Source organism: Streptomyces sp. DSM 116793, assembly GCF_057320905.1.
Genome location: NZ_CM170494.1, coordinates 7424497 through 7444805, shown reverse-complemented (window position 1 = coordinate 7444805; position 20309 = coordinate 7424497). Strand labels below are relative to the sequence as shown.

At 70.5% G+C, this 20309-nt stretch carries 13 protein-coding genes; 5 read left to right on the top strand and 8 right to left on the bottom strand.

The window, feature by feature from the left end; all coding sequences use genetic code 11:
• Window position 1: 1 nt before the first annotated feature.
• The 6 genes from ACSMXW_RS29265 to ACSMXW_RS29240 form a co-directional block, all read right to left on the bottom strand.
• A complete protein-coding gene (locus tag ACSMXW_RS29265; protein ID WP_485808384.1) occupies window positions 2-1105 on the bottom strand; it encodes an ABC transporter substrate-binding protein in 1104 nt (367 codons plus the stop codon).
• Between the two features lie 133 nt (window positions 1106-1238).
• Window positions 1239-2438, bottom strand: coding sequence for an ROK family transcriptional regulator (locus ACSMXW_RS29260; protein ID WP_485800721.1), 1200 nt, complete (start codon window positions 2436-2438; stop codon window positions 1239-1241).
• A 429-nt stretch (window positions 2439-2867) separates the two neighbouring features.
• Window positions 2868-3785 carry a carbohydrate ABC transporter permease gene (locus ACSMXW_RS29255; protein WP_485800719.1) on the bottom strand — a complete coding sequence of 306 codons (918 nt, stop codon included), beginning with the start codon at window positions 3783-3785 and terminating at the stop codon, window positions 2868-2870.
• Window positions 3785-4705: a carbohydrate ABC transporter permease gene (locus ACSMXW_RS29250; protein WP_485800716.1), complete on the bottom strand. Its 921-nt coding sequence runs from the start codon at window positions 4703-4705 to the stop codon at window positions 3785-3787. The genes ACSMXW_RS29255 and ACSMXW_RS29250 overlap by 1 nt, the downstream gene beginning before the upstream one ends.
• An 80-nt stretch (window positions 4706-4785) precedes the next feature.
• A complete protein-coding gene (gene ngcE, locus ACSMXW_RS29245; RefSeq protein ID WP_485800713.1) occupies window positions 4786-6231 on the bottom strand; it encodes an N-acetylglucosamine/diacetylchitobiose ABC transporter substrate-binding protein in 1446 nt (481 codons plus the stop codon).
• 489 nt (window positions 6232-6720) lie between these two features.
• Window positions 6721-7563 carry a metallophosphoesterase family protein gene (locus ACSMXW_RS29240; RefSeq protein WP_485800711.1) on the bottom strand — a complete coding sequence of 281 codons (843 nt, stop codon included), beginning with the start codon at window positions 7561-7563 and terminating at the stop codon, window positions 6721-6723.
• A 611-nt stretch (window positions 7564-8174) separates the two neighbouring features.
• Here ACSMXW_RS29240 and ACSMXW_RS29235 point away from each other — a divergent pair.
• The 5 genes from ACSMXW_RS29235 to ACSMXW_RS29215 all read left to right on the top strand — a co-directional run bounded on the left by ACSMXW_RS29235 (window position 8175) and on the right by ACSMXW_RS29215 (window position 16575).
• A complete protein-coding gene (locus tag ACSMXW_RS29235) occupies window positions 8175-9293 on the top strand; it encodes a hypothetical protein (protein ID WP_485800709.1) in 1119 nt (372 codons plus the stop codon).
• A gap of 349 nt (window positions 9294-9642) precedes the next feature.
• The gene (locus ACSMXW_RS29230) at window positions 9643-12408 is read left to right on the top strand and encodes a helix-turn-helix transcriptional regulator (RefSeq protein ID WP_485800707.1); all 2766 of its coding nucleotides are present in this window, start codon (window positions 9643-9645) and stop codon (window positions 12406-12408) included.
• A 746-nt stretch (window positions 12409-13154) separates the two neighbouring features.
• Window positions 13155-14114, top strand: coding sequence for a 4'-phosphopantetheinyl transferase family protein (locus ACSMXW_RS29225; RefSeq protein ID WP_485800705.1), 960 nt, complete (start codon window positions 13155-13157; stop codon window positions 14112-14114).
• A gap of 308 nt (window positions 14115-14422) precedes the next feature.
• Complete coding sequence (locus tag ACSMXW_RS29220; protein ID WP_485800703.1) at window positions 14423-15409, top strand: SRPBCC family protein; 987 nt, start codon at window positions 14423-14425, stop codon at window positions 15407-15409.
• The gene (locus ACSMXW_RS29215; RefSeq protein ID WP_485800701.1) at window positions 15406-16575 is read left to right on the top strand and encodes a zinc-dependent alcohol dehydrogenase; all 1170 of its coding nucleotides are present in this window, start codon (window positions 15406-15408) and stop codon (window positions 16573-16575) included. Before ACSMXW_RS29220 ends, ACSMXW_RS29215 begins: the two co-directional genes overlap by 4 nt.
• 178 nt (window positions 16576-16753) lie before the next feature.
• Here ACSMXW_RS29215 and ACSMXW_RS29210 read toward each other — a convergent pair whose 3' ends face one another.
• Together ACSMXW_RS29210 and acnA are read right to left on the bottom strand one after the other, a co-directional pair.
• On the bottom strand, window positions 16754-17278 hold the full coding sequence (locus tag ACSMXW_RS29210) for a GNAT family N-acetyltransferase (RefSeq protein ID WP_485800700.1): 525 nt from the start codon (window positions 17276-17278) through the stop codon (window positions 16754-16756).
• A 248-nt stretch (window positions 17279-17526) separates the two neighbouring features.
• Window positions 17527-20256, bottom strand: a complete 2730-nt coding sequence (gene acnA / locus ACSMXW_RS29205) for an aconitate hydratase AcnA (protein ID WP_485800698.1) — start codon at window positions 20254-20256, stop codon at window positions 17527-17529.
• Between the last annotated feature and the right edge of the window lie 53 nt (window positions 20257-20309).

The window sequence follows — 20309 nt, the reverse complement described above, 5'->3', positions numbered from 1 at the left end:
TCTACTTCAGACCGATCTTGTCGCACGCGGCCTTGTACTTGGGGGTGCAGATCTCGTTGACGGTGTAGAAGCCGTCCTTGATCACGGTCTGCTTGATGTTGTCCTGGGTCAGCGAGACCACGGGGACGATCGTGCTCGGCACGCCCTTGGTGGTGGGGCTGTCGACCTTCGTCTTGGCGATGGAGTCCAGCTTCTGACCCTTGCCCAGCGCCACCGCCATCTCCGCGGCGACCTGCGCCTCCGCCGGGTAGGACTTGTAGACGCTCATGTACTGGGTGCCGGCCACGATCCGCTGCACGCCGTTGATCTCGGCGTCCTGGCCGGTGACCGGCGGCAGCTTGGACAGGCCGGCGCTCTGCAGGGCCGTGATGACACCGCCGGCCATGCCGTCGTTGGCGGAGTAGACGCCGATGACCTTGTTCTTGCCGAGCGCGGTGAGCGCGCCCTCGACCTCGGCGTTGGCCTTCTGCGCGTTCCAGTCCGGGGTGTCGTACTCCTTGGCGATGTCGACCTTGCCGTCCAGCACCGAGTGCGCGCCCTGCTTGAACTGGGCGGCGTTCGGGTCGGTGGCGGAGCCGTTCACCATGACGACCTTGCCGGACTTGGCCTTGCTGCCCAGCGCCTTCAGCAGGGCCTGGCCCTGCACCTTGCCCACCTCCACGTTGTCGAAGGAGGTGTAGGCGCTGATGGGGCCCTCGGCCAGGCGGTCGTAGGCGACGACGGGGATGCCCGCGTCGTGCGCCTTCTGGACCGAGCTGGCGATGGCCTTGGAGTCCACCGCGTCCACGATCAGGACGTCCACCTTGTTGGTGATCATGGTGTCGGCCTGCTGGTTCTGGGTGGTGGCGTCCTGCTTGGCGTTGGCGTACTTCACCGTGGCCTTGCCGTGCGTCAGCTCGCTGACCTTCTTCTCGATCATCGGCTTGTCGAACTTCTCGTACCGCGCGGTCTGGTTCTCCGGAAGGAGCAGACCGATGGTCAGCGCGTCGCCCTTCTTGGCGCTGTCGCTCTTGGTGCTGTCGCCGCCGGACTCCTTGGCGCTGCCACAGGCGGCCAGCGCTATGGCCATGGTGCCGGCGGACACGACCACGGCGGCACGACGCATACGCGTGTTCACTTAAGAAACCTCCCTGACGCGGCCGCGTCGCTGCGGCCGAGGTGGCTGGAAGTCAACTCGGCCGTAACGTCGGCGTCAAGGAGTAAATCCTTAACGAGATGACAACGGTGCCATGCGTGAACTAAGTGAAGGCAGGAGTAGCCGCCGGATGGACCCCATCCAAAAGGGTCGAATCGCCCATTTCACTTAGCGCCAGAGCCAGCGCCCCGAGCACCTCCGCACGGCCGCCCAGCGCCCCGGGACGGACCGAGAGCTGCCGCCCGGCGCTGGGGATCGCATAGCGGCCGACGGACTCCCTTATGGGCCCCAGCACCAGCTCACCGGCCTCCGCGAGGTCCCCGCCGAGCACCACCCGGCTGGGGTTGAGCAGATTGCACAGGTTCGCCACGCCGCTGCCGATGTGCCGCCCGACGTCGGCGATCACCCGCCGGCAGCCCGGGTCGCCCTCGCGCGCCAGCCTGACGACGCCCTCCATGGTCAGCCCGGTGCCGTGGCTGGACCGCAGCAGGGGAAGAACGTACCGCGCCGCCGCAAAGGTTTCGAGGCAGCCCCGGTTGCCGCAGCGGCAGACGGGACCCGACTCGTCCAGGGTGATGTGCCCGATCTCCCCGGCCGTGCCGCCCGGGCCCCGGTAGATCTTTCCGCTGATCACCAGGCCCGCGCCGACCCCGCTGGCGACCTTGATGTAGGCGAGGTCCTTCACGCCCCGGCCGCTGCCCCAGACCAGCTCGCCGAGGGCGCCGAGGTTGGCGTCGTTGTCGACGTGTACCGGTGCGCCAAGGCGGGCCCTGAGCTCCTCGGCGGGGTTGGTGCCGCCCCAGCCCGGCAGTATCGACGTGGACCCCAGGGTGCCGGACTCCACGTCGATCGGGCCCGGTACGCCGAGCCCGACGCCCGCGACCTTCGTGCGGTCCACGCCGGTGGCCGTGATCAGGCGGGTGACCAGCTCCTCGGCGCGGTCGAAGCCCTGGTCGGCGGAGGCGTCCACGTCCAGCGGCTCGGCCTCCTCGGCGAGCACCTGGTGGGCGAGGTTGCCGATCGCGACCCTCAGGTGGGTGTGGCCGAAGTCCACGCCGATGACGATGCCGGCGTCCCCACTCAGCGAGACGCTGCGGGCCCGGCGGCCGCCCGCGGAGGTGGGCGTGACCTCGACCGTCCCGGCCTCCTTGAGCTCGCGGACGATATTGGAGACGGTGGCCGCGGACAGGCCCGTCGTCCTCGCGATCTCCGCCTGCGTGAGCGAACCGGCGAGCCGCACGGCGCGTACGACCCGCTCCAGATTGGCCCGGTGCAGCGACGACTGCGACCCCGGAGTCTCCATCGACCCATCCACTCCTGCCCTCTGCCGGGCGACGGCGCTGCCGCCCGTGCCCCGGGTCACGGCAGCGGAACCCGGGCCATTTACAAGTTGTGAACTCCAAGCTCCGCTGAACGGGTTACCGCAGTCAAGTCCTTGACAGAAATCGATCTCACCGGTGAGGGGCGGACGAGGCGTTCCCGGCCGCCCGGAAGGACCTGTTCCGGGCATGTTCGGGCCGCCGGGGGCGCCGGGCGCCGCGGCCCGCGCGGCCAACCTCCGAACGCGTGGTGCCGGTGCGCAGGCAGCCGACCACCCCGCGCGCCGGGCGCCCGGGGTGGGGCGGGGGCGTGCGGGGTGGCCGGGCGGCGCGTGGCCGGGCCGTCGGGAGCGGGCCGGCCCTCGGAAGCGGGAAGGGGTCTGCGGCGCGCGGGCGTCCGCGTGGCCCGCGGGCTACTTCAGGGCGCCCGCGGTGAGACCCGCCACCACCTGCCGCTGGAAGATGATGTAGGCGGCCAGCACCGGCAGCATGGCCATCACCAGACCCGCGAACAGGCCGGACCAGTCGCCCTTGTACCCCTGGCTCACGGCCAGCTCGACCAGCCCCTGCGAGAGCACCTTCCGGTCGGGGTCGGTGTTGAGCACCGTCGGCAGCATGTACTGGTTCCACTGCCCCAGGAAGTTGAAGATGCCGACGCTGATCAGGCCCGGCTTGGCCATCGGCAGCATGATCTGGAAGAACGTCCGGGTGTGCGAGGCACCGTCGACGAAGGCGGCCTCCGCGATCGAGGTGGGCAGCGTCCTGAAGAACGACGTCAGGAAGAAGACCGTGAACGGCAGCGAGTAGGCGATGTAGACCAGCACCAGGCCCGGCAGCGTGTTCAGCAGCCCCATGTTGTTCATGACGTAGAACAACGGCACCAGGGCCAGCATCACCGGGAAGCTCATGCCCCCGACGAACAGGTAGTAGATGAACCGGTTGAGGGGGAAGTCGAAGCGCGCCAGTACGTAGGCGGCCATCGAGCCGAGCACCAGCGTGCCGACCAGCGAGCAGCCCACCACGAGGATGGTGTTGAGGAAGTAGTCGCTCATGTGCGCCTGCGACCAGGCGCGCGACCAGTTCTCGAAGTGCAGGCGGTCCGGCAGGCCCCAGGGCTCGGTGAAGATGGACCTGTCGTCCTTGAACGACGTCATCACGGCCCACAGCAGCGGCAGCACGACCATGATCGCCCACAGCACGAGCATGCCGTGCGAGAAGACGTTCAGGACGCCGCCCTTGCCACCGCGTTCCTGAGGCGCCTGCGGGATCTTGGCGATCCGGCCGGTGGCCTCGGTGGTCCCTGCGGCCGGCGGGGTGTCAGTGGTCTTCATCAGTACTCCAGCCGCTCACGCCTGCCGAGCCTCATCACGATCGCCGCGAACAGCAGCGTGACGAAGAGCAGGGCGACACCGATCGTGGTTGCGTAGGCGGCCTGCCCGTCGTGGAAGGCCTTCTGGTAGACGTACAGCGGCATGACGATCGTCGAGTCGGCGGGGCCGCCGGGGCCGACGGTCATGATCTGCACCGTCGCGAAGGCCTCCGCGCCGAGCGCCATGATCCCCATGTAGACCCAGCCGGACTGCACGGTGTCCCACAGCAGCGGCAGGGTGATCCGGAAGAAGGTGGTGGCGCGGCCCGCGCCGTCGAGCAGCGCGGCCTCGTAGAAGTCCTTGGGGATGGACGACATGCCGGCCGAGAACAGCACCACGAAGAAGCCGACGGTGCTCCAGACCAGGACCGCCATCACACACCACAGGGCCCACTTGGGGTCGCCCAGCCACTCCGGCGGGTCGCTCACGCCCACCGCCTCCAGCAGGCCGTTGATGGCGCCCTGCCGGGGGTTGTACGCGAACTGGAAGAGCAGCGCGACGATCGCGATGGAGAGCACCTGCGGGAAGAAGTAGGCGATCTTGTAGAACTCCGCGCCGCGCACGCCGGCGACGGCGGCGTCCTTCCGCTGCCTGCCGCCGACGTTGAGCATGAACGAGAAGAACAGCGCCAGGGAGAGCGTCACGAGCGGGAGCAGGATCACGAACAGCACACTGTGCTCGAAGGACTTCCAGAACAACGGATCGCCGAACAGCTTCGTGTAGTTCTTGAAGCCCACCATCGCGAACTCGGGGCTCAGGCCGGTCCAGTCCGTGAACGAGTAGTAGATCGCCTGGATGAACGGCCAGATCACAAAGATCGCGTACAGCGCGAGGGGGATCACCAGGAACCCCACGACAAAACGGTACTTTCCGTGTTGCATGGTCTACCGACCCCGATCCGTTCGAGGGTGCTCCCGGCACCTGACGGCCCCGGGAGACGCCCCCAGCTCGTGACGCCTGCTCACCTGTGCTTGTACTTCTTGATCGAGTCGTCCTTGGCCGTGGCGTCCGCGGCGGCCTGGCACTTCTTGACGGCCTCGGCGGGCGTCATACGGCCGGCCATCATCTCGCCGAGCACGGCCACGCCGATGCGCTGCTTGTTGAGGTCGGTGTACCAGTCCTGGAGGCGGGGGTTGAGGACGTTGCTGCCGGCCTTGTCGAGCGCGGTGACCGCGGAGGACAGCCCCGGCGGCAGGTCGAGGCCGGTGGTGCCGCCCTTCAGCGAGGTGAGCGAGGAGACCTGCTTGGTGAAGTTCGCCGAGGACTTCTTGCCGAGCATGACGCGCAGCAACTCCATGCCGCCCAGCGGGTTCTTCGCCTTCTTCGGCACGATGAACGGCTCACTGCCCGCCGCCCAGAGGGTGCCGAACGGCATCTTGTCGTTCTTGTCCAGGCTGGAGGGCCCGGCGACGGCCATCTGGAAGTCCTTGGGCGTGGTCTTCGCCGACTCGTTCTCCACCCAGGAGCCGTTGGGGATGAAGAGCGCCTTGCCCTCGTTCCACGCCGTCTGCGACTCGATGTGGGTGAGGCCGGGGGTGCCCTGGAGGATGTAGCCCTTCTTGTAGAGCTCGTAGTACGCCTCGAAGGCGGCCTTCACCGCGGGGTCGTACCAGGCCTTGGGCGCCAGGTTGTCGATGGCGTCGAGGACCCCGGGGCCGCCGATCTTCCCGATGAAGGGGTACAGCGAGAACGGGATGTAGTACGGGTACTTGCCCGCGTACGTCCAGCCCGCGACGCCCTTCTTCTTCGCCTTGGCGCAGAGCGCCAGCATGTCGTCCCAGGTCTCCGGGTACTCGGCGTCGAACTTGGCCAGGTTGGTCCTGGAGTACCAGACGCCGTACACGGTGTACGCGTAGTACAGGAGCCAGACCTGGTCGCCGTCGAACTGGCCCATCTCCACCACGCCGGGCCGCAGGGTGTCGCGGACCTTGGTGTTCGGGTCGTCGATGGAGGGCGCGTCCATCAGCGGGGTGAGGTCGGAGAGCTGGTTCTTGCCGACCAGGACACCGGTGTCCATCTGCTCGGCGCCGTTGTCGTCGATCAGGTCCGGGGGCGTGCCGCCGTTGAAGCGGGGCTGCAGTTCGGTCTGGATCTTCTGGGTCGCGTGGTGCTTGATCGTCGCCTTCGGGTAGCTCTTCTTGTAGAGCGCCTCGGCGTCCACGGCGTACTTGTCACCGAATCCGCCGTCGAAAATGACGACGTCGAGCGGCGCGTCCTCTTTGACGCCGAGTGGGTTGGTCGCGGACTTCTTGCCCTTTTCGACCTGGTTGTTTCCGCTGTCGCTGCTGGCACAGGCGGAAAGGAAACTCATCGTGGGGACGGCGATCACGCCGAGCGCCGCGGACCGCTTGATCAGATCACGCCGGCCAAGGCCGTCATGCGGGTGCTGCGCGGAAGTGGATCCCATGCTCAAGTCCTCGCTCTCTCCAGGACTCAGGCGGTGAACCGGATCCTCCCCGGCACCGCGGTGATGTGAAGCTGGGGTCGTGCTCGAAAACTGAGTTCCTGCTTGAAAATACCGGGATCGCACGGAATATCCGACAGTTGGCGCTCTGACACCGCGTGCCGCCTCCCCACACCCCCGGACCGCGCGATAAGCCTGGCCACCCCGCGGACGCCGACAGGTATAGTCCACTTCCCGAGACGGGGGCAAGATCGAATGCAGGTTTGGTCGGCAGTCTTTCCCTAGTTGAGACCTCGCGGATACCTGCCGTGGCCGCGGTGCCACGGCACCCGCCGGGCCTGCCGCGCCCCCGCTCACCGGGGGTCTGACGGGCCGTCGGCGAGCGCTCCGCCGCGCGCTTTCGGCCGTCCCCGCCGCGCCCCCTCGGCCGTCCCCGCCGCGCCCCCTCGGCCGTCCCCGCCGCGCTCCCTCGGCCGTCCCCGCCGAGCGCCGTCAGGCCCGTTCGTACGGCAGGATCCGGCGCGGCGGCACCGTGCGCCGGTGCCCGGGGCGGCGCCATTCGCGCGGGTAGCCCACGGAGACCTCCTCACAGCGGACGCCCCGGTACCAGGTGGTGCGGGGGATGTGCAGATGGCCGTAGACCACCGCCTCGACGGGGAAGCGGGTCAGCCAGTCGGCGGTGTGCTCGGTGCCGCACCAGAGGGCGAAGTCCGGGTAGTACAAGACGTCGGTCGGCTCGCGGGTGAGCGGGAAGTGGTTGACGAGCACCAGCGGCAGGTCGGACCCGTGGGCGACGAGCCGGGCCTCGGTCTGCTCCAGGCGCGCGGCGCACCACGCCTGGCGGCTCGGGTACGGGTCGGGGTGCAGCAGGAACTCGTCCGTGCACACCACCCCGTTGTCGTAGGCCTGCTCCAGCGCCTGCCTGCGGGTGTGGGAGGGGTTGGCCCTGAAGGTGTAGTCGTAGAGGAGGAAGAGCGGGGCGACGGCCACCGGGCCGCCGGGGCCCTCCCAGACGGGGTAGGGGTCCTCGGGGGTGACGATGCCCAGGCTCCGGCAGACCTCCACCAGGTGCTCGTAGCGCGCGACGCCGCGCAGCTTCAGCGGGTCCTCCCGGGGCGTCCACAGCTCGTGGTTGCCGGGGGCCCAGACGACCTTGGCGAAGTTCCGGCTGAGCGTCGTGAGGGCCCAGGTGATGTCCGCGGAGAGCTCTCCGACGTCCCCCGCGACGATGAGCCAGTCGCGGTCGGAAACGGGACGCAGTTCCTCGACGATCCGGCGATTCTCGGGATGCACGACGTGAAGATCGCTGATGGCCAAGAGGTGTGCCTGGTCCATTCCCTGCCCGTCCGTAGAGAGATTGGGGAGCCTCCGCCGGGGCGACGGCGGAGGCTCCGGAACACCGGCCATCCGGGGCGGGGGGTCCCCTGAAATGCGCGGTGCGCTCTGGGGCGGGGTCCATTGCGGACGATCAACAGGCTGGCAGACCTGATCCGCACACAGAACCCCTAGCACCCCCTAACTGCGCACCTTCCGCGCCTGCCGCCGACGGCGGCTCCCCTCGCCCCGCCGTCCGCGCCGCCCTTGAGGCCCGTACGAGAAGGGCGCCCGCGTCCACGCGGGCACCCGTGCGCCAGAGCCTACAGCGCGGAGCGCGCCCGCCCCCACGGGTCGTCAGTTCAGGGGGGCGCGCTCCGCCTCCGTGTGCCCGGAGCCGCGTGCCGCACAGCCGGCGGGGCCGGTACCCGCCGGCGGCGGGGCGGAACCGGGGGATCCGGGCGGTCCGAGTGCGCCGCCGTGCGCCGTGGCGTGCTTCCGGATCCGCCCGGGGTCACCGAGCCATGAGGCGGCCGAAGAGCGGACGCCCTAATGTGAGCAACGCAAGACCCTTCGCCCGAGCAACGGCGGCCGGGCTTTGTGGGGGCATGCGCAGAACGGGGGATTTCACCATGCCGGAACGTACCGATCCCGATCACACCACCGCCCTGGTGTTCGGGCAGGCAGCCCGACTCGGGCACTTCAACACCGACGAGATAGCCGGAAGGCTGGGCCTGCCCGCGCAAACCGTCGAGAAGGTCCGCAGAGAACTGCTCGACCTCAACCTCCTGCAATCACCCGCGCATAATCCGGAATTGTTGATTCCCGTACATCCCGAGGTCGCGGTCACGGAGCTGACCACGCCCGCCGAGCGGGACATCACCCGTCTTCAGCAACGGATCAGCGATATCCGGCTGCGGCTGAGCAGGCTCACCCCGGCGTATTCCGAGGGACGAAGAGCACTGCACCGCGCACACCAGGGTTTTCACCCCATCGAGACCAACGGCCAGATCAAATGGATCCTCAAGGAGCAGATCACCCGGTGCCGCAGTGAACTGCTCATCAGCGGACAGAGCGAGCCGGTTCCCGAGGACATCCTGGAGGTGGTCAGGGAGAACATCCGGGATGCGGCCCGGCGTGGCATCCGCATTCGCGCACTGTGCCGCCATTCGGCCCTGGCCGACCCCGCGGCGCACGCCGGCACGGCCGCGCTCGCCGCGCTCGGCGTCACCCTCCGCTCCCGTGCCGAACTGGTGGGACAGGTCGTCATCTTCGACCGGGAGCACGCGCTCCTGCTCGACCGCGGGCGCGGCACGGCACCACAGGACGCGGCGGACCGGGACCCCCGGGAGGACCTGGACCGCCGGGAGGACCTGGGCCCCCGGGCCCGGGAGGACCGGGAAGCCCGGGAGCCCCGGGCGCCGGCGGTCTCCGTCAGCGAGCAGACCACCGTGGGCGTGCTCTGCGCCACCTTCGACCAGCTCTGGCACGACGCCACCCCGCTGGACATGAACGGCTCCGGGTACACGGCCGTCGTCGGCGATCTCAAGAAGGCCATCGTGCGGCTGCTGGCGCAGGGGCACAAGGACGAGGTGGTGGCCCGCAGGCTCGGCCTCTCTGTACGCCAGTGCCGCCGCCATGTCAAGGAGATCATGGACGAACTGGAGGCCGACAGCCGCTTCCAGGCGGGCGTGAGGGTGGCACTGGGGGGCGCATTGACGCTCGATCAGACCCGTTCGGATGTCGCTTGACGGGAAGAGCGGCCGATCGGCACCGGCGCCTGAACTATCATGCGCCGAGTTGTTTCACGGGCCATTGATGATGTCTTGACCAATCGATGGCCCGGTAACAAGCAGGGAGGAACTTCCTGCCATGCAGGTTGTTGCCGCGCGATTCAATCTGAGGCCGATCTAGACTCGCCAGCGCCTGCGAGTTGAATGCTGGCTGGATTGTGCCCATGCCGAGGGCGCCACGGCGTCCCGGACCACCATGGGCGTCCAGGGGGAAGCGGAGGGGGCTCGACGGAACGCCGGCGACACGCAGCGACAATGCACTGAGTGCATACTGCATATAGATGCATATGGGTACATCGGGGGATGCATGCAACTCATCGACCAGAAGGCCGAGATCACTGCTCTTGAGTCGGCTCTGGAGGACTGCCGGGCAGGCCGGAACGGTATCGTCCTCATCGAGGGAGCGGCCGGCTGCGGCAAAAGCGAACTCCTGGCCACATTCGCCGGCCAGGCCTCGGCCACGGGTGCGACCGTCCTGTTCGCAGCGGGTTCCGTCACCGAGCGCGACACCCCTCTGGGCACCCTGCGGCAGCTCTTCGAGGGTGCGCCGCCGCCGGCCCCGGCCGGGCTCCCGGAGGGCGGAACGGGGTTCCTCAGAAGTGAGGAAATGCGTGAGCTGTACCTGCGTCTGTGCAGGATCTCCGATTGTGCACCTGTCGTGTGCTGCATCGACGATCTGCACTATGTCGATGCGGCATCGCAGCAATTTCTGCACTATGTGGCGCGTCATCATAATCGTTCAGCCAGGATCCTTCTGGTCGTCACCCAGACGCTGCATTACAGCCCGTTCGACGCGAGGTTCAGCACGGAGTTCCTGCTGCGCCGTCCCAGTGTGAGGCTGCAACCCCAGCCATTGACGGCGAATGAGGTGGTGCACGCCCTTTCCCGTTTTCCGGGACTGAACGGACACGACGGGATGGCCGCCGATCTGCACCGGATCAGCGGCGGAAATCCGCTGCTGCTGCGCGCCCTGATCTCGGAGCACACGGGCGTGCGCACCCCCTCCGCGCCCGGCTCCCGCGACGTCCAGCCGCGCCCCGGCGGGGCGTTCGCCAGGGCCGTGGTGAGCTGCCTGCAGAGCTGCGGGCAGAACGTCCTGACCCTCGCCGCGGCGATGATCGTGCTGGAGAGCCTGGCCACCACCCAGCTGCTGGCCCGGCTGATCGGCACCACCAGGACGGCGGTGGCCCAGGGCATGTCGGCGCTGGAGTCGTCCGGGCTGCTGAGCGGCGAGGGACTGCGGCACTCCGTCGTGCGGACCACCGTGCTCGACCACCTGCCGCCCGGCACGCTCGCCGAGCTGCACCGGCGCGCCGCGGACCTCCTGCACACCCAGGGTGCCGAGGCCGCGCTGGTGGCCCGGCACCTCGTCGCGGCCGTCACGGAGGGCGCCACCCCCGAGTTCCCCGAGTGGGCGGCGGACGTGCTGCGCAGCGCTGCCGAGGAGGCGGTGGAGGCCGACGGGATCAGCCGGGCCGTCGCCCTGCTGGAGCTGGCCCACCGCTCATGCGCCGACACCGAGAAGCGCGTGGCCATCAAGACCCGGCTCGCCGCGATCGTCTGGCGGCTCGACCCGGGAGTCTCCGAGCAGCACCTCGCCGCGGCGGTGCACGGGGCGCGCACCGGCCAGGTCGCGGTGGCCGGGCTGCTGCCGTTGCTCCACCTGCTGGTCGCCCAGGGCCGGATGGCCGAGGCGGCCGAGGTGCGGGGCCTGATCTCCGCGCGGCCGGAGGACTCCTCGTCGGACACCTCCGACCGGGTGTACCGGGCGGCGATGGACCCGGACGGCGCCCCGGTGAGCACGGACCCGGACTACCTGGTCCCCTCGCCGCTGTCGCCCCAGCCGGCCACCGGCTTCCCGGCCGGGCGGCCCGGCAAGGGCAGCCCCTTCTCCGCGCTCGGCGCCGACGCCACCGACATCACCCGCTTCCTGCGGGCCACCAAGCTGACCGGCGCCACCGTCCCGCCCATCGTGCAGGCCATCATGGCGCTGACCACCTCGGAGGGCCTGGAGCGCGGCGTCCACTGGTGCCGGGTGTTCTTCGACGAGTCGCTGCGCTTCGACGCACCTGGCTGGCAGGCCCTGTTCTCGGCCCTGCGCGCGCAGGCGCTGCTGCGGCTCGGCGACCTGGCCGGCGCCGAGCGGCATGCGCTGGAGTCGCTGGAACGGGTCTCCGACCAGCGGACCAGCGACTTCTCGTACTCGGCGCTGTCCTCCCTGGTGCGCGCCCGTACCGAGATGGGCAAGTACGCGGAGGCCGCCGAGATCGTGGAGCAGCCGGTTCCGGACACCCTGCACCTCACCGTGCACGGCCTGGCGTACTTCCGCTCCCGGGCCCAGTACTACATGGCGACACGGCAGTTCCAGGCGGCCCTCATCGACCTCTTCCAGGTCGGACGGCTGATGAAGAAGTGGGGCATAGACCGCCCACTGGTCCTGCCGTGGCGCACGGACGTCGCCGAGGTGCTGCTCCAGCTCGGCCAGGTCGCGCGGGCCGAGCAACTGGTGCACCGTCAGCTCTCGATGGTGGACGCCCGGCACCCCTGGGTGCGCGGCACCTCCCTGCGGCTGCGGGCCGCCACGTCCGAGCCCAAGCGGCGGCCCGGCCTGCTGCACCAGGCCATCGCCGAGCTGAGGAAGTCCGGGGACCGGGTCGCGCTGGCCCGTGCCCTCGCCGATCTCAGCGATGCGCTCACCGCCCTGGGCGACCCGCTGGCGGCGGCCATCCGGCAGGAGGCGCTGAGCCTCGCCGCCGAGTGCCGTGCCGCCGTCCTGCACGAGCGGATCCTGCAGGGCGGCCCGCCCACCGTCACCGCCGACGGCACCGTCTCCGAGCTGTCGCAGCGGCAGGAGCGGGACGCGACCGCGGCGCTCAGCGAGTCGGAGCGCCGGGTGGCCTCGCTCGCCGCGCTGAAGTACACCAACCGCGAGATCTCCGGAATCCTGCACATCACGGTCAGCACCGTGGAGCAGCACCTCACGCGGGTGTACCGCAAGCTGGACATCACCCGCAGGCAGGACCTCCCGGCACGCCTCGACCTGCATCCGCTGGACGTCTCGGAGGCCCTGTAGCGGTGTTCATGACCGCGCTCCGGGGCCGCTCCTGGGCGGGTCGCCCCGGGGCGTGTGGTGCGGGGCCGTGTGGTCGCCCCGGGGCGTGTGGTGCCGGCCCCGGGGCCCGGTCCCGGGGCCCGTCGCGTCCCGTGTCACTTTCACGGGACGTCAGATTACGGTTCCTCTCCCGTGGGAGTAACCCCTAATTACCGGCGGCCCGTCAGGGGGCGCACGACTCCGCTGATGGATCGCTGAAACGGCGCTGAAGGAACATCTGAAGGAACGCTGAATTCCGCCGGATCAATCAGCGGGAAACGGCCATGGCAGCGCCATGCGGGCGTGACGCTGCCGGTCCCGCCGGCCGGGCGCTGGCTCACTCGGAAAATCCCGGCCGACGGTCGGGGCAGGCGCGGGGACAGGGCGGGACAGGCGCGCGAACGGGGTGCGACAGGGGGTCGATAGGGGTGTTGACCAGGCGAACAGGGGTGGTGAGCAGGACGGAACAGGGGTATCCAGGGACGGTCCCGCGGCCCCATGATGGCCCTCTGATTTTGCCGTTTCGGTGATACGTCGAAACGAGCGCGAAAGGTCCGCAGGCTACTTTGCGACGGTCGTGGGACGGGGTCCGCAGGACGGTCAGGGACGGATACCGCGGCGCAAAAGAGGCGGTCGGCCACGGAGACCGTGGTGTGTGCACGCGACGGTTCCGGGGGGAGAGGAAGAGACGTGACGGGGGAATGGAAGCGGGTCCGGGTGATGGCCGCATGATCGAGGACATACTTCCCGAAGGCATCGTGGTCACCGAGTCGGCGTTCTCCGACCACCTCGCGGAACCGGAGCTCGGGCTCTTCCCTGAGGAGGCCGCGCTCGTCGAGCGGGCGGTGCCGCAGCGGCGGCGGGAGTTCGCGACCGTGCGCGCCTGCGCGCGGCGGGCCCTGGGGCGCCTCGGGGTGCCGCCGGTGCCGTTGCTCTGGGCCCGCCGCGGCGCCCCCACATGGCCGGAGGGCATCGTCGGCAGCATGACGCACTGCAGTGGCTTCCGGGGCGCGGCCGTGGCCCGCGCCGAGGACGTCGCCGCGGTCGGCATCGACGCCGAACCCGACAAGCCCCTGCCCGAGGGCGTGCTCGACGCGATCGCGCTGCGCAGGGAGGCGATCCGGCTGCGCGAGCTGGCGGACTGCCACCCCGGGGTGTGCTGGGACCGGCTGCTGTTCAGCGCCAAGGAGAGCGTCTACAAGACCTGGTTCCCGCTCACGGGGCGTGAACTGGACTTCGACGAGGCGGACATCCGGATCGACCCGCCTGAGGGCGCGAGCCCGGGTCACCCGGGGGCCGCGCCGTACGCCGGTTCGTTCACCGGAGACGGGACGTTCACCGGCAGCGGGGCGTTCAGCGGAAGCGGGGCGTTCACCGAAGGCGGTTCCTTCAACGGGGGCGGAGTGTTCACCGGCGGTTCCGCGCCGGCCGGTGGTGCGCCAGCAGGAGGCGCCTCGTCCACGGGCGATGGTGCGTTCGCCGGCCGTGGCTCGCTCACCGGCGGCTTCACCGCACGGCTGCTGGTGCCCGGGCCGGTGGTCGACGGGGTGGCGCTGGGGTCGTTCTCCGGCCGCTGGCTGGTCCGGCGGGGCCTTGTCGTCACCGCCATCGCGCTCACCCGTGTCCCGGCGGCCACGCCGGTGCGGCCCCGCAGCGCCGCGCTGCCGGGTGACGTGATCAGCGCCTGAGACCCGTCCGTGCGGGGCGGCGGCCGGTGCTCCGGCCCCCGTCCTGGTCCCACCGCCGTCCTGGTGCCCACCGCCGGTTCCGGCGGCCCCGCGCATCCCCGTACACACCACCGCACTGCCACCGGCCCGCGGGCCGCAACCGGCGTGGTCAGCGCCACCGGCCCACAACCGGCACAGCGCCTCGGCCCGCCACCGGCACACCGCCGCACCACCACCGCTACCGCCACCCTCTTGGGTCACCGCACCGGCATGGTCACCGCCCCCGGGGGTACTCCGGCAGAGTTTGCCGACCTGGGAGGTGAGGACGGATGGCCGTCACACGGACGACGGGCGCACGGCTGGCCCGGGGGCTGGGCTGGGCCAGCCTTGGCCTGGGGGTCGCGCAGCTCGCCGCGCCCCGCGCGGTCAGCCGGATCAGCGGGGTCGACGACTCGGCGACGGGCCGGATCATGGTGCCCTTGGCGGGCGCCCGGGAGCTGTCGCACGCGGCGGCGCTGCTGGGCAGCAAGCGGCCGGGGCCCTGGGCCTGGGCCCGGGTGGCGGGCGACGCCCTGGACCTCGCGCTGCTGGGCACGGCGCTGCGCGGGCGCGACGGCACCCGCAGGATACGCACGGGCGCGGCCACCGCGACGATCGCCGGGATCACCGCCGTGGACGTCTACACCGCGGCGCGCGCCATGCGGGAGGAGGCCGCCGCCGACGGCGGGGCCCGGTCGGCCGACGCGTCGGTCACGGTCAACCGGCCCCGCGACCAGGTCGCCGCCTTCTGGCAGGACCTGGCCCTGCTGCCGTCCTTCATGGCGCACCTGGAGTCGGTGGAGGACCTCGGCGGCGGGCGGTCCCGGTGGACCGTGAAGGCGCCGCTCGGGCGGACCGTCTCCTGGGAGGCGGAGATCGTCGAGGACCGCCCCGGCGAGCTGCTGGCCTGGCGCTCCCGGCCGGAGGGCCAGGTGGACACCGAGGGCCGGGTGCGGTTCCGCGACGCCCCGGGCGGGCGCGGCACCGAGGTCCACGTCACGATGGCGTACGCGGTGCCCGCGGGCCGGGCCGGGGCGGCGGCCGCCCGGCTGCTGGGCGAGCACCCCGTGCAGCAGATCCGCGACGACCTGCGGCGCTTCAAGCAGGTCATGGAGACCGGTGAGGTGGTCCGCTCCGAGTCCGCCCCGGAGGGCACCCGTGCCTTCCGGCAGGTGCGCCAGCGGCCCGCGCGCCCGCCGCGCCGCGCGCCGCACCCGGTCACGACCGCCGTCACGACCGTGACCGGTGGACGCCGGAGGAAGGAGACGGGCCGATGAGGGCCACCTGTTACCGGGGCAAGAACGACATACGGATCGAGAACGTCCCCGACCCGAAGATCCTCAACTCCCGGGACGCCGTCGTGCGCATCACCACGTCGGCGATCTGCGGCTCCGACCTGCACATGTACGACGGGTACGTGCCCACGATGAAGCACGGCGACGTGCTGGGGCACGAGTTCATGGGCGAGGTCGTCGAGGTCGGCCCGGACGTCTCCAACCTCAGGGTCGGCGACCGGGTCGTGGTGCCGTTCCCGATCGCGTGCGGGAACTGTTTCTCCTGCGCGCAGGGGCTGTACTCGACGTGCGAGAACTCCAATCCCAACGCGCCGATCGCGGAGAAGCTGATGGGGCACTCGCCGTCCGCGATCTTCGGCTACTCACACATGCTCGGCGGCATCCCGGGCGGCCAGGCCGAGTACGCGCGGGTGCCCTTCGCCGACGTCGGCCCGCTGAAGATCGAAGACGACCTCTCCGACGAGCAGGTGCTGTTCCTCTCCGACATCTTCCCCACCGGGTACATGGGCGCGGAGATGTGCGACATCCGGCCCGGGGACGTGGTGGCCGTCTGGGGCGCCGGCCCGGTGGGGCAGTTCGCCGTCGCGAGCGCCCTTATGCTCGGTGCCGACCGGGTGATCGCGATCGACCGGGTGCCCTACCGGCTGCGGATCGCCGAGCGTGCCGGGGCACAGACCCTCGACTACGAGGAGACCGACGTCCTGGAGGCGCTGCGGGACATGACGGCGGGCCGCGGCCCGGACGCCTGCATCGACGCGGTGGGCATGGAGGCGGGCCACCCCACGCCCGCGATCCACGGATACGACCGCGTCAAGCAGGCCACCCGCATGGAGACCGAGCGGCCGCACGCCCTGCGTGAGGCCATCATGGCCTGCCGCACCGGCGGCACGGTCTCGGTCATCGGTGTCTACGGCGGCCTGCTGGACAAGTTCCCGATGGGCGCGGTGATGAACAAGTCGCTCACCATCCGCTCGGGGCAGTGCCACGTCCACCGGTACATGGCTCCCCTGCTGGACCGCATCCGCCGCGGTGAGATCGACCCCTCGTTCGTCATCACGCACCGCCTGGGGCTGGACCAGGCCCCGGAGGGGTACGCGATGTTCCGGGACAAGCAGGACGAGTGCAACAAGGTCGTCCTCACACCGTGAGGGCCCGCCCACCGGCCGACGGGACCTGGACGGGCAGGTCCCCACCTTGACGGGCAGGTCCCCACCTGGACGGGCAGTCCCCCGCGCCCCTCTTGCGACCGGGACCAGGATCGGGATCGGGGCCGGGGCGGGTGACGGCCGGGCGGGCGGGCGGGGCCGGCAACGGTACCGGGCCGCCTCAGAACTCCTCCCCCGCTCCGAGATCGAACCGCCAGTCGTTCGACGTCATCCAGCTGCCCTTCGGATACTCGAACCGGACGGCCCCGAGCAGCTCGAATCCCGCCCTGCGGCAGACCCCGTTCGACGCGGCGTGCGCCACGCCGGGAAAGGCATGCAGGTACCGGTGGAGTCCGGCTGTCCGCGCCACGGCTGTGAGGGCTCGGGCCGCGCTGGTGGCGAGTCCCCGGCCCTGGAACTCGGGCAGCACCGCCCACCCCGTCTCCCAGACCGTCCCGTCCCGCCACTCCCGCTCCCAGAAGCCGATCGACCCGGCCGTCTCCCCGGTGGACGCCAGCGTGACCCGGTACATCCGTCCCCGCTCGCGCAGCTCGACGCAGCGCCGATGGCGGACCCTCAGCCGCTCCTCGGTCTCGGGGCCGCCCAGGTACTCGGTCATTCCGGGCGCGTTGATCCTCCGCAGCAGCCAGAAGTCGCCGTCCTCCCACGGCACCAGCTCCACCCGCCCCGCGTCTGCATCACCCATGACGGCCACCCTAGGCGGAGCCTCTGACACTCACCGCCCAGTGCGCGAGACGGCGGACGTCGGCCGGCAGTTGGCGTGGTGTGGCCCGGCCTCCCGGGCGTCCGCGGCGTCCTGGTGAAGCAGGGCGTGTTCCGCGGCGTCCGCGGCGAGGTGCTGCCGCCGCTCGAGCTGTCGCCGCGGGGGCCGGCGGACGGCCACGGGGCCGCGCCCGGGTGGGCGCGGCCCCGTGGGCTGCTGGTGCGGTGCGGTCAGGCGCGGATCAGGCTGCGCAGCACGAACGGCAGGATGCCGCCGTTGCGGTAGTAGTCGGCCTCGCCGGGGGTGTCGATGCGGACGACCGCGTCGAACTCCACGCCGGTGTCGGTGCTGACCTTGACCGTGGCGGGGGTCGTGCCGTCGTTGAGCGCGGTGACGCCGGTGATGGAGAAGGTCTCCTCGCCGGTCAGACGGAGCGTCTCGGCGTTCTGGCCCTCGGGGAACTGCAGCGGCAGGACGCCCATGCCGATCAGGTTCGAGCGGTGGATGCGCTCGTACGACTCGGCGATCACGGCCTTGACGCCCAGCAGCGCGGTGCCCTTGGCCGCCCAGTCGCGGGACGAGCCCGAGCCGTACTCCTTGCCGGCCAGCACCACCAGCGGGACGCCCGCCGCCTGGTAGTTCTGCGCGGCGTCGTAGATGAAGGAGACCGGGGCACCTCCTTCGCCTTCGGCCGCCCGGGTGAAGTCGCGGGTGTAGCCGCCCTCGGTGCCCGGCGCGATCTGGTTGCGGAGCCGGATGTTGGCGAACGTGCCGCGGATCATGACCTCGTGGTTGCCGCGCCGGGAGCCGTAGCTGTTGAAGTCGCGGCGCTCGACGCCGTGCTCCGTGAGGTACTTGCCGGCCGGGGTGTCGGCCTTGATCGCGCCGGCCGGCGAGATGTGGTCGGTGGTCACCGAGTCGCCCAGCTTGGCCAGCACCCGCGCGCCCGTGATGTCCCCCACCGGGCTGGGCTCCAGGCCCATGCCCTCGAAGTACGGGGGCTTGCGGACGTACGTCGACTCGGCGTCCCACTCGAAGGTGTTGCCGGTCGGCACGGGCAGCGCCTGCCACTGCGCGTCGCCCGCGAAGACGTCCTGGTAGGACTTGGTGAACATGTCCTCGCCGATGGCGCTCGCCACGACCTCGTTGACCTCGGCCTCGGAGGGCCAGATGTCCTTGAGGTAGACCGGGTTGCCGTCCTGGTCGGTGCCGAGCTGGTCCTTGGTGATGTTCACCTTCATGGAGCCGGCGATGGCGTAGGCGACGACCAGCGGCGGCGACGCGAGGTAGTTCATCTTGACGTCGGGGTTGATCCGGCCCTCGAAGTTGCGGTTGCCGGAGAGCACCGCGGCCACGGCGAGGTCGTTCTCGTTGACCGCCTTCGAGACCTCCTCGGGCAGCGGGCCCGAGTTGCCGATGCAGGTGGTGCAGCCGTAGCCGACCAGGTTGAAGCCGACCTTGTCCAGGTACGGCGTCAGGCCCGCCTTGTCGAAGTAGTCGGTGACGACCTTGGAGCCGGGCGCGAGGGTGGTCTTCACCCACGGCTTGCGGGTGAGGCCCTTCTCGACGGCCTTCTTGGCGACCAGGGCGGCGGCCACCATGACGTAGGGGTTGGAGGTGTTGGTGCAGGAGGTGATCGCGGCGACGGTGACGGCGCCGTGGTCGAGGTGGTAGCTGGTGCCGTCGGGGGCGGTGACCTGGACGCGCTGGGTCGGCACGCCGTTCACCGTGGTCGGGGTGTCGGAGGCCGGGAAGGACTCCTTGCCCGCCTCCTCGTCCTCGACGACGTAGTTCCGCACGTCCTGCGCGAACTGCTGGGCGGCCTGGGCGAGGACGATGCGGTCCTGCGGGCGCTTCGGCCCCGCGATGGACGGCACGACCGTGGCGAGGTCGAGCTCCAGCTTCTCGGAGAAGTCCGGCTCGGCGGCCGGGTCGAGCCACAGGCCCTGCTCCTTGGCGTAGGCCTCGACGAGGGCGACCTGCTGGTCGCTGCGGCCGGTCAGGCGCAGGTAGTTCAGGGTCTCGTCGTCCACGGGGAAGATCGCGGCGGTGGACCCGAACTCCGGGGACATGTTGCCGATGGTGGCGCGGTTGGCGAGGCTGGTGGCGGCGACGCCCTCGCCGTAGAACTCGACGAACTTGCCGACGACCCCGTGCCCCCGGAGCATCTCGGTGATGGTGAGCACCAGGTCGGTGGCGGTGGTGCCGGCCCCCAGCTCGCCGGTCAGCTTGAAGCCGACGACGCGCGGGATGAGCATCGAGACGGGCTGGCCGAGCATCGCGGCCTCGGCCTCGATGCCGCCCACGCCCCAGCCGAGCACGCCCAGGCCGTTGACCATGGTGGTGTGCGAGTCGGTGCCGACCAGCGTGTCCGGGTAGGCCTGGCCGTTCCTGACCATGACCGTGCGGGCCAGGTGCTCGATGTTGACCTGGTGGACGATGCCGGTGCCGGGCGGCACGACCTTGAACTCGTCGAACGCGGTCTGCCCCCAGCGCAGGAACTGGTAGCGCTCCCTGTTGCGGCCGTACTCCAGCTCCACGTTCTGCGCGAAGGAGTCCGGCGTGCCGAACTTGTCGGCGATCACGGAGTGGTCGATGACCAGCTCGGCGGGGGCGAGCGGGTTGATCTTCGCCGGGTCGCCGCCCAGCTCCTTGACGGCCTCGCGCATGGTGGCGAGGTCGACGACGCAGGGCACACCGGTGAAGTCCTGCATGATCACGCGGGCCGGGGTGAACTGGATCTCCTGGCTGGGCTGCGCCTGGGAGTCCCAGCCGCCGAGCGCCCGGATGTGGTCGGCGGTGATGTTCGCGCCGTCCTCGTTGCGGAGCAGGTTCTCCAGCAGCACCTTCAGGCTGTAGGGAAGGCGCGCGGAGCCCTCGACCTTGTCCAGCCTGAAGATCTCGTACGACTCGTCGCCCACGCGCAGCGTGCTGCGGGCGTCGAAGCTGTTGGCCGACACGACAGTCTCCTTCGTGTGTACGTATCCGCGCATACCACCGACCGCAAGGCAGG

Coding starts and splice junctions, on each gene's coding strand:
- ACSMXW_RS29215 (WP_485800701.1), top strand. CDS start 15,406: ATGAGGGCCACCTGTTACCGGGGCAAGAACGACATACGGATCGAGAAC.
- ACSMXW_RS29235 (WP_485800709.1), top strand. CDS start 8,175: ATGCCGGAACGTACCGATCCCGATCACACCACCGCCCTGGTGTTCGGG.
- ACSMXW_RS29230 (WP_485800707.1), top strand. CDS start 9,643: ATGCAACTCATCGACCAGAAGGCCGAGATCACTGCTCTTGAGTCGGCT.
- ACSMXW_RS29220 (WP_485800703.1), top strand. CDS start 14,423: ATGGCCGTCACACGGACGACGGGCGCACGGCTGGCCCGGGGGCTGGGC.
- ACSMXW_RS29250 (WP_485800716.1), bottom strand. CDS start 4,705: ATGCAACACGGAAAGTACCGTTTTGTCGTGGGGTTCCTGGTGATCCCC.
- ACSMXW_RS29225 (WP_485800705.1), top strand. CDS start 13,155: ATGATCGAGGACATACTTCCCGAAGGCATCGTGGTCACCGAGTCGGCG.
- ACSMXW_RS29210 (WP_485800700.1), bottom strand. CDS start 17,278: ATGGGTGATGCAGACGCGGGGCGGGTGGAGCTGGTGCCGTGGGAGGAC.
- ACSMXW_RS29265 (WP_485808384.1), bottom strand. CDS start 1,105: ATGCGTCGTGCCGCCGTGGTCGTGTCCGCCGGCACCATGGCCATAGCG.
- ACSMXW_RS29255 (WP_485800719.1), bottom strand. CDS start 3,785: ATGAAGACCACTGACACCCCGCCGGCCGCAGGGACCACCGAGGCCACC.
- ngcE (WP_485800713.1), bottom strand. CDS start 6,231: ATGGGATCCACTTCCGCGCAGCACCCGCATGACGGCCTTGGCCGGCGT.
- ACSMXW_RS29260 (WP_485800721.1), bottom strand. CDS start 2,438: ATGGAGACTCCGGGGTCGCAGTCGTCGCTGCACCGGGCCAATCTGGAG.
- ACSMXW_RS29240 (WP_485800711.1), bottom strand. CDS start 7,563: ATGGACCAGGCACACCTCTTGGCCATCAGCGATCTTCACGTCGTGCAT.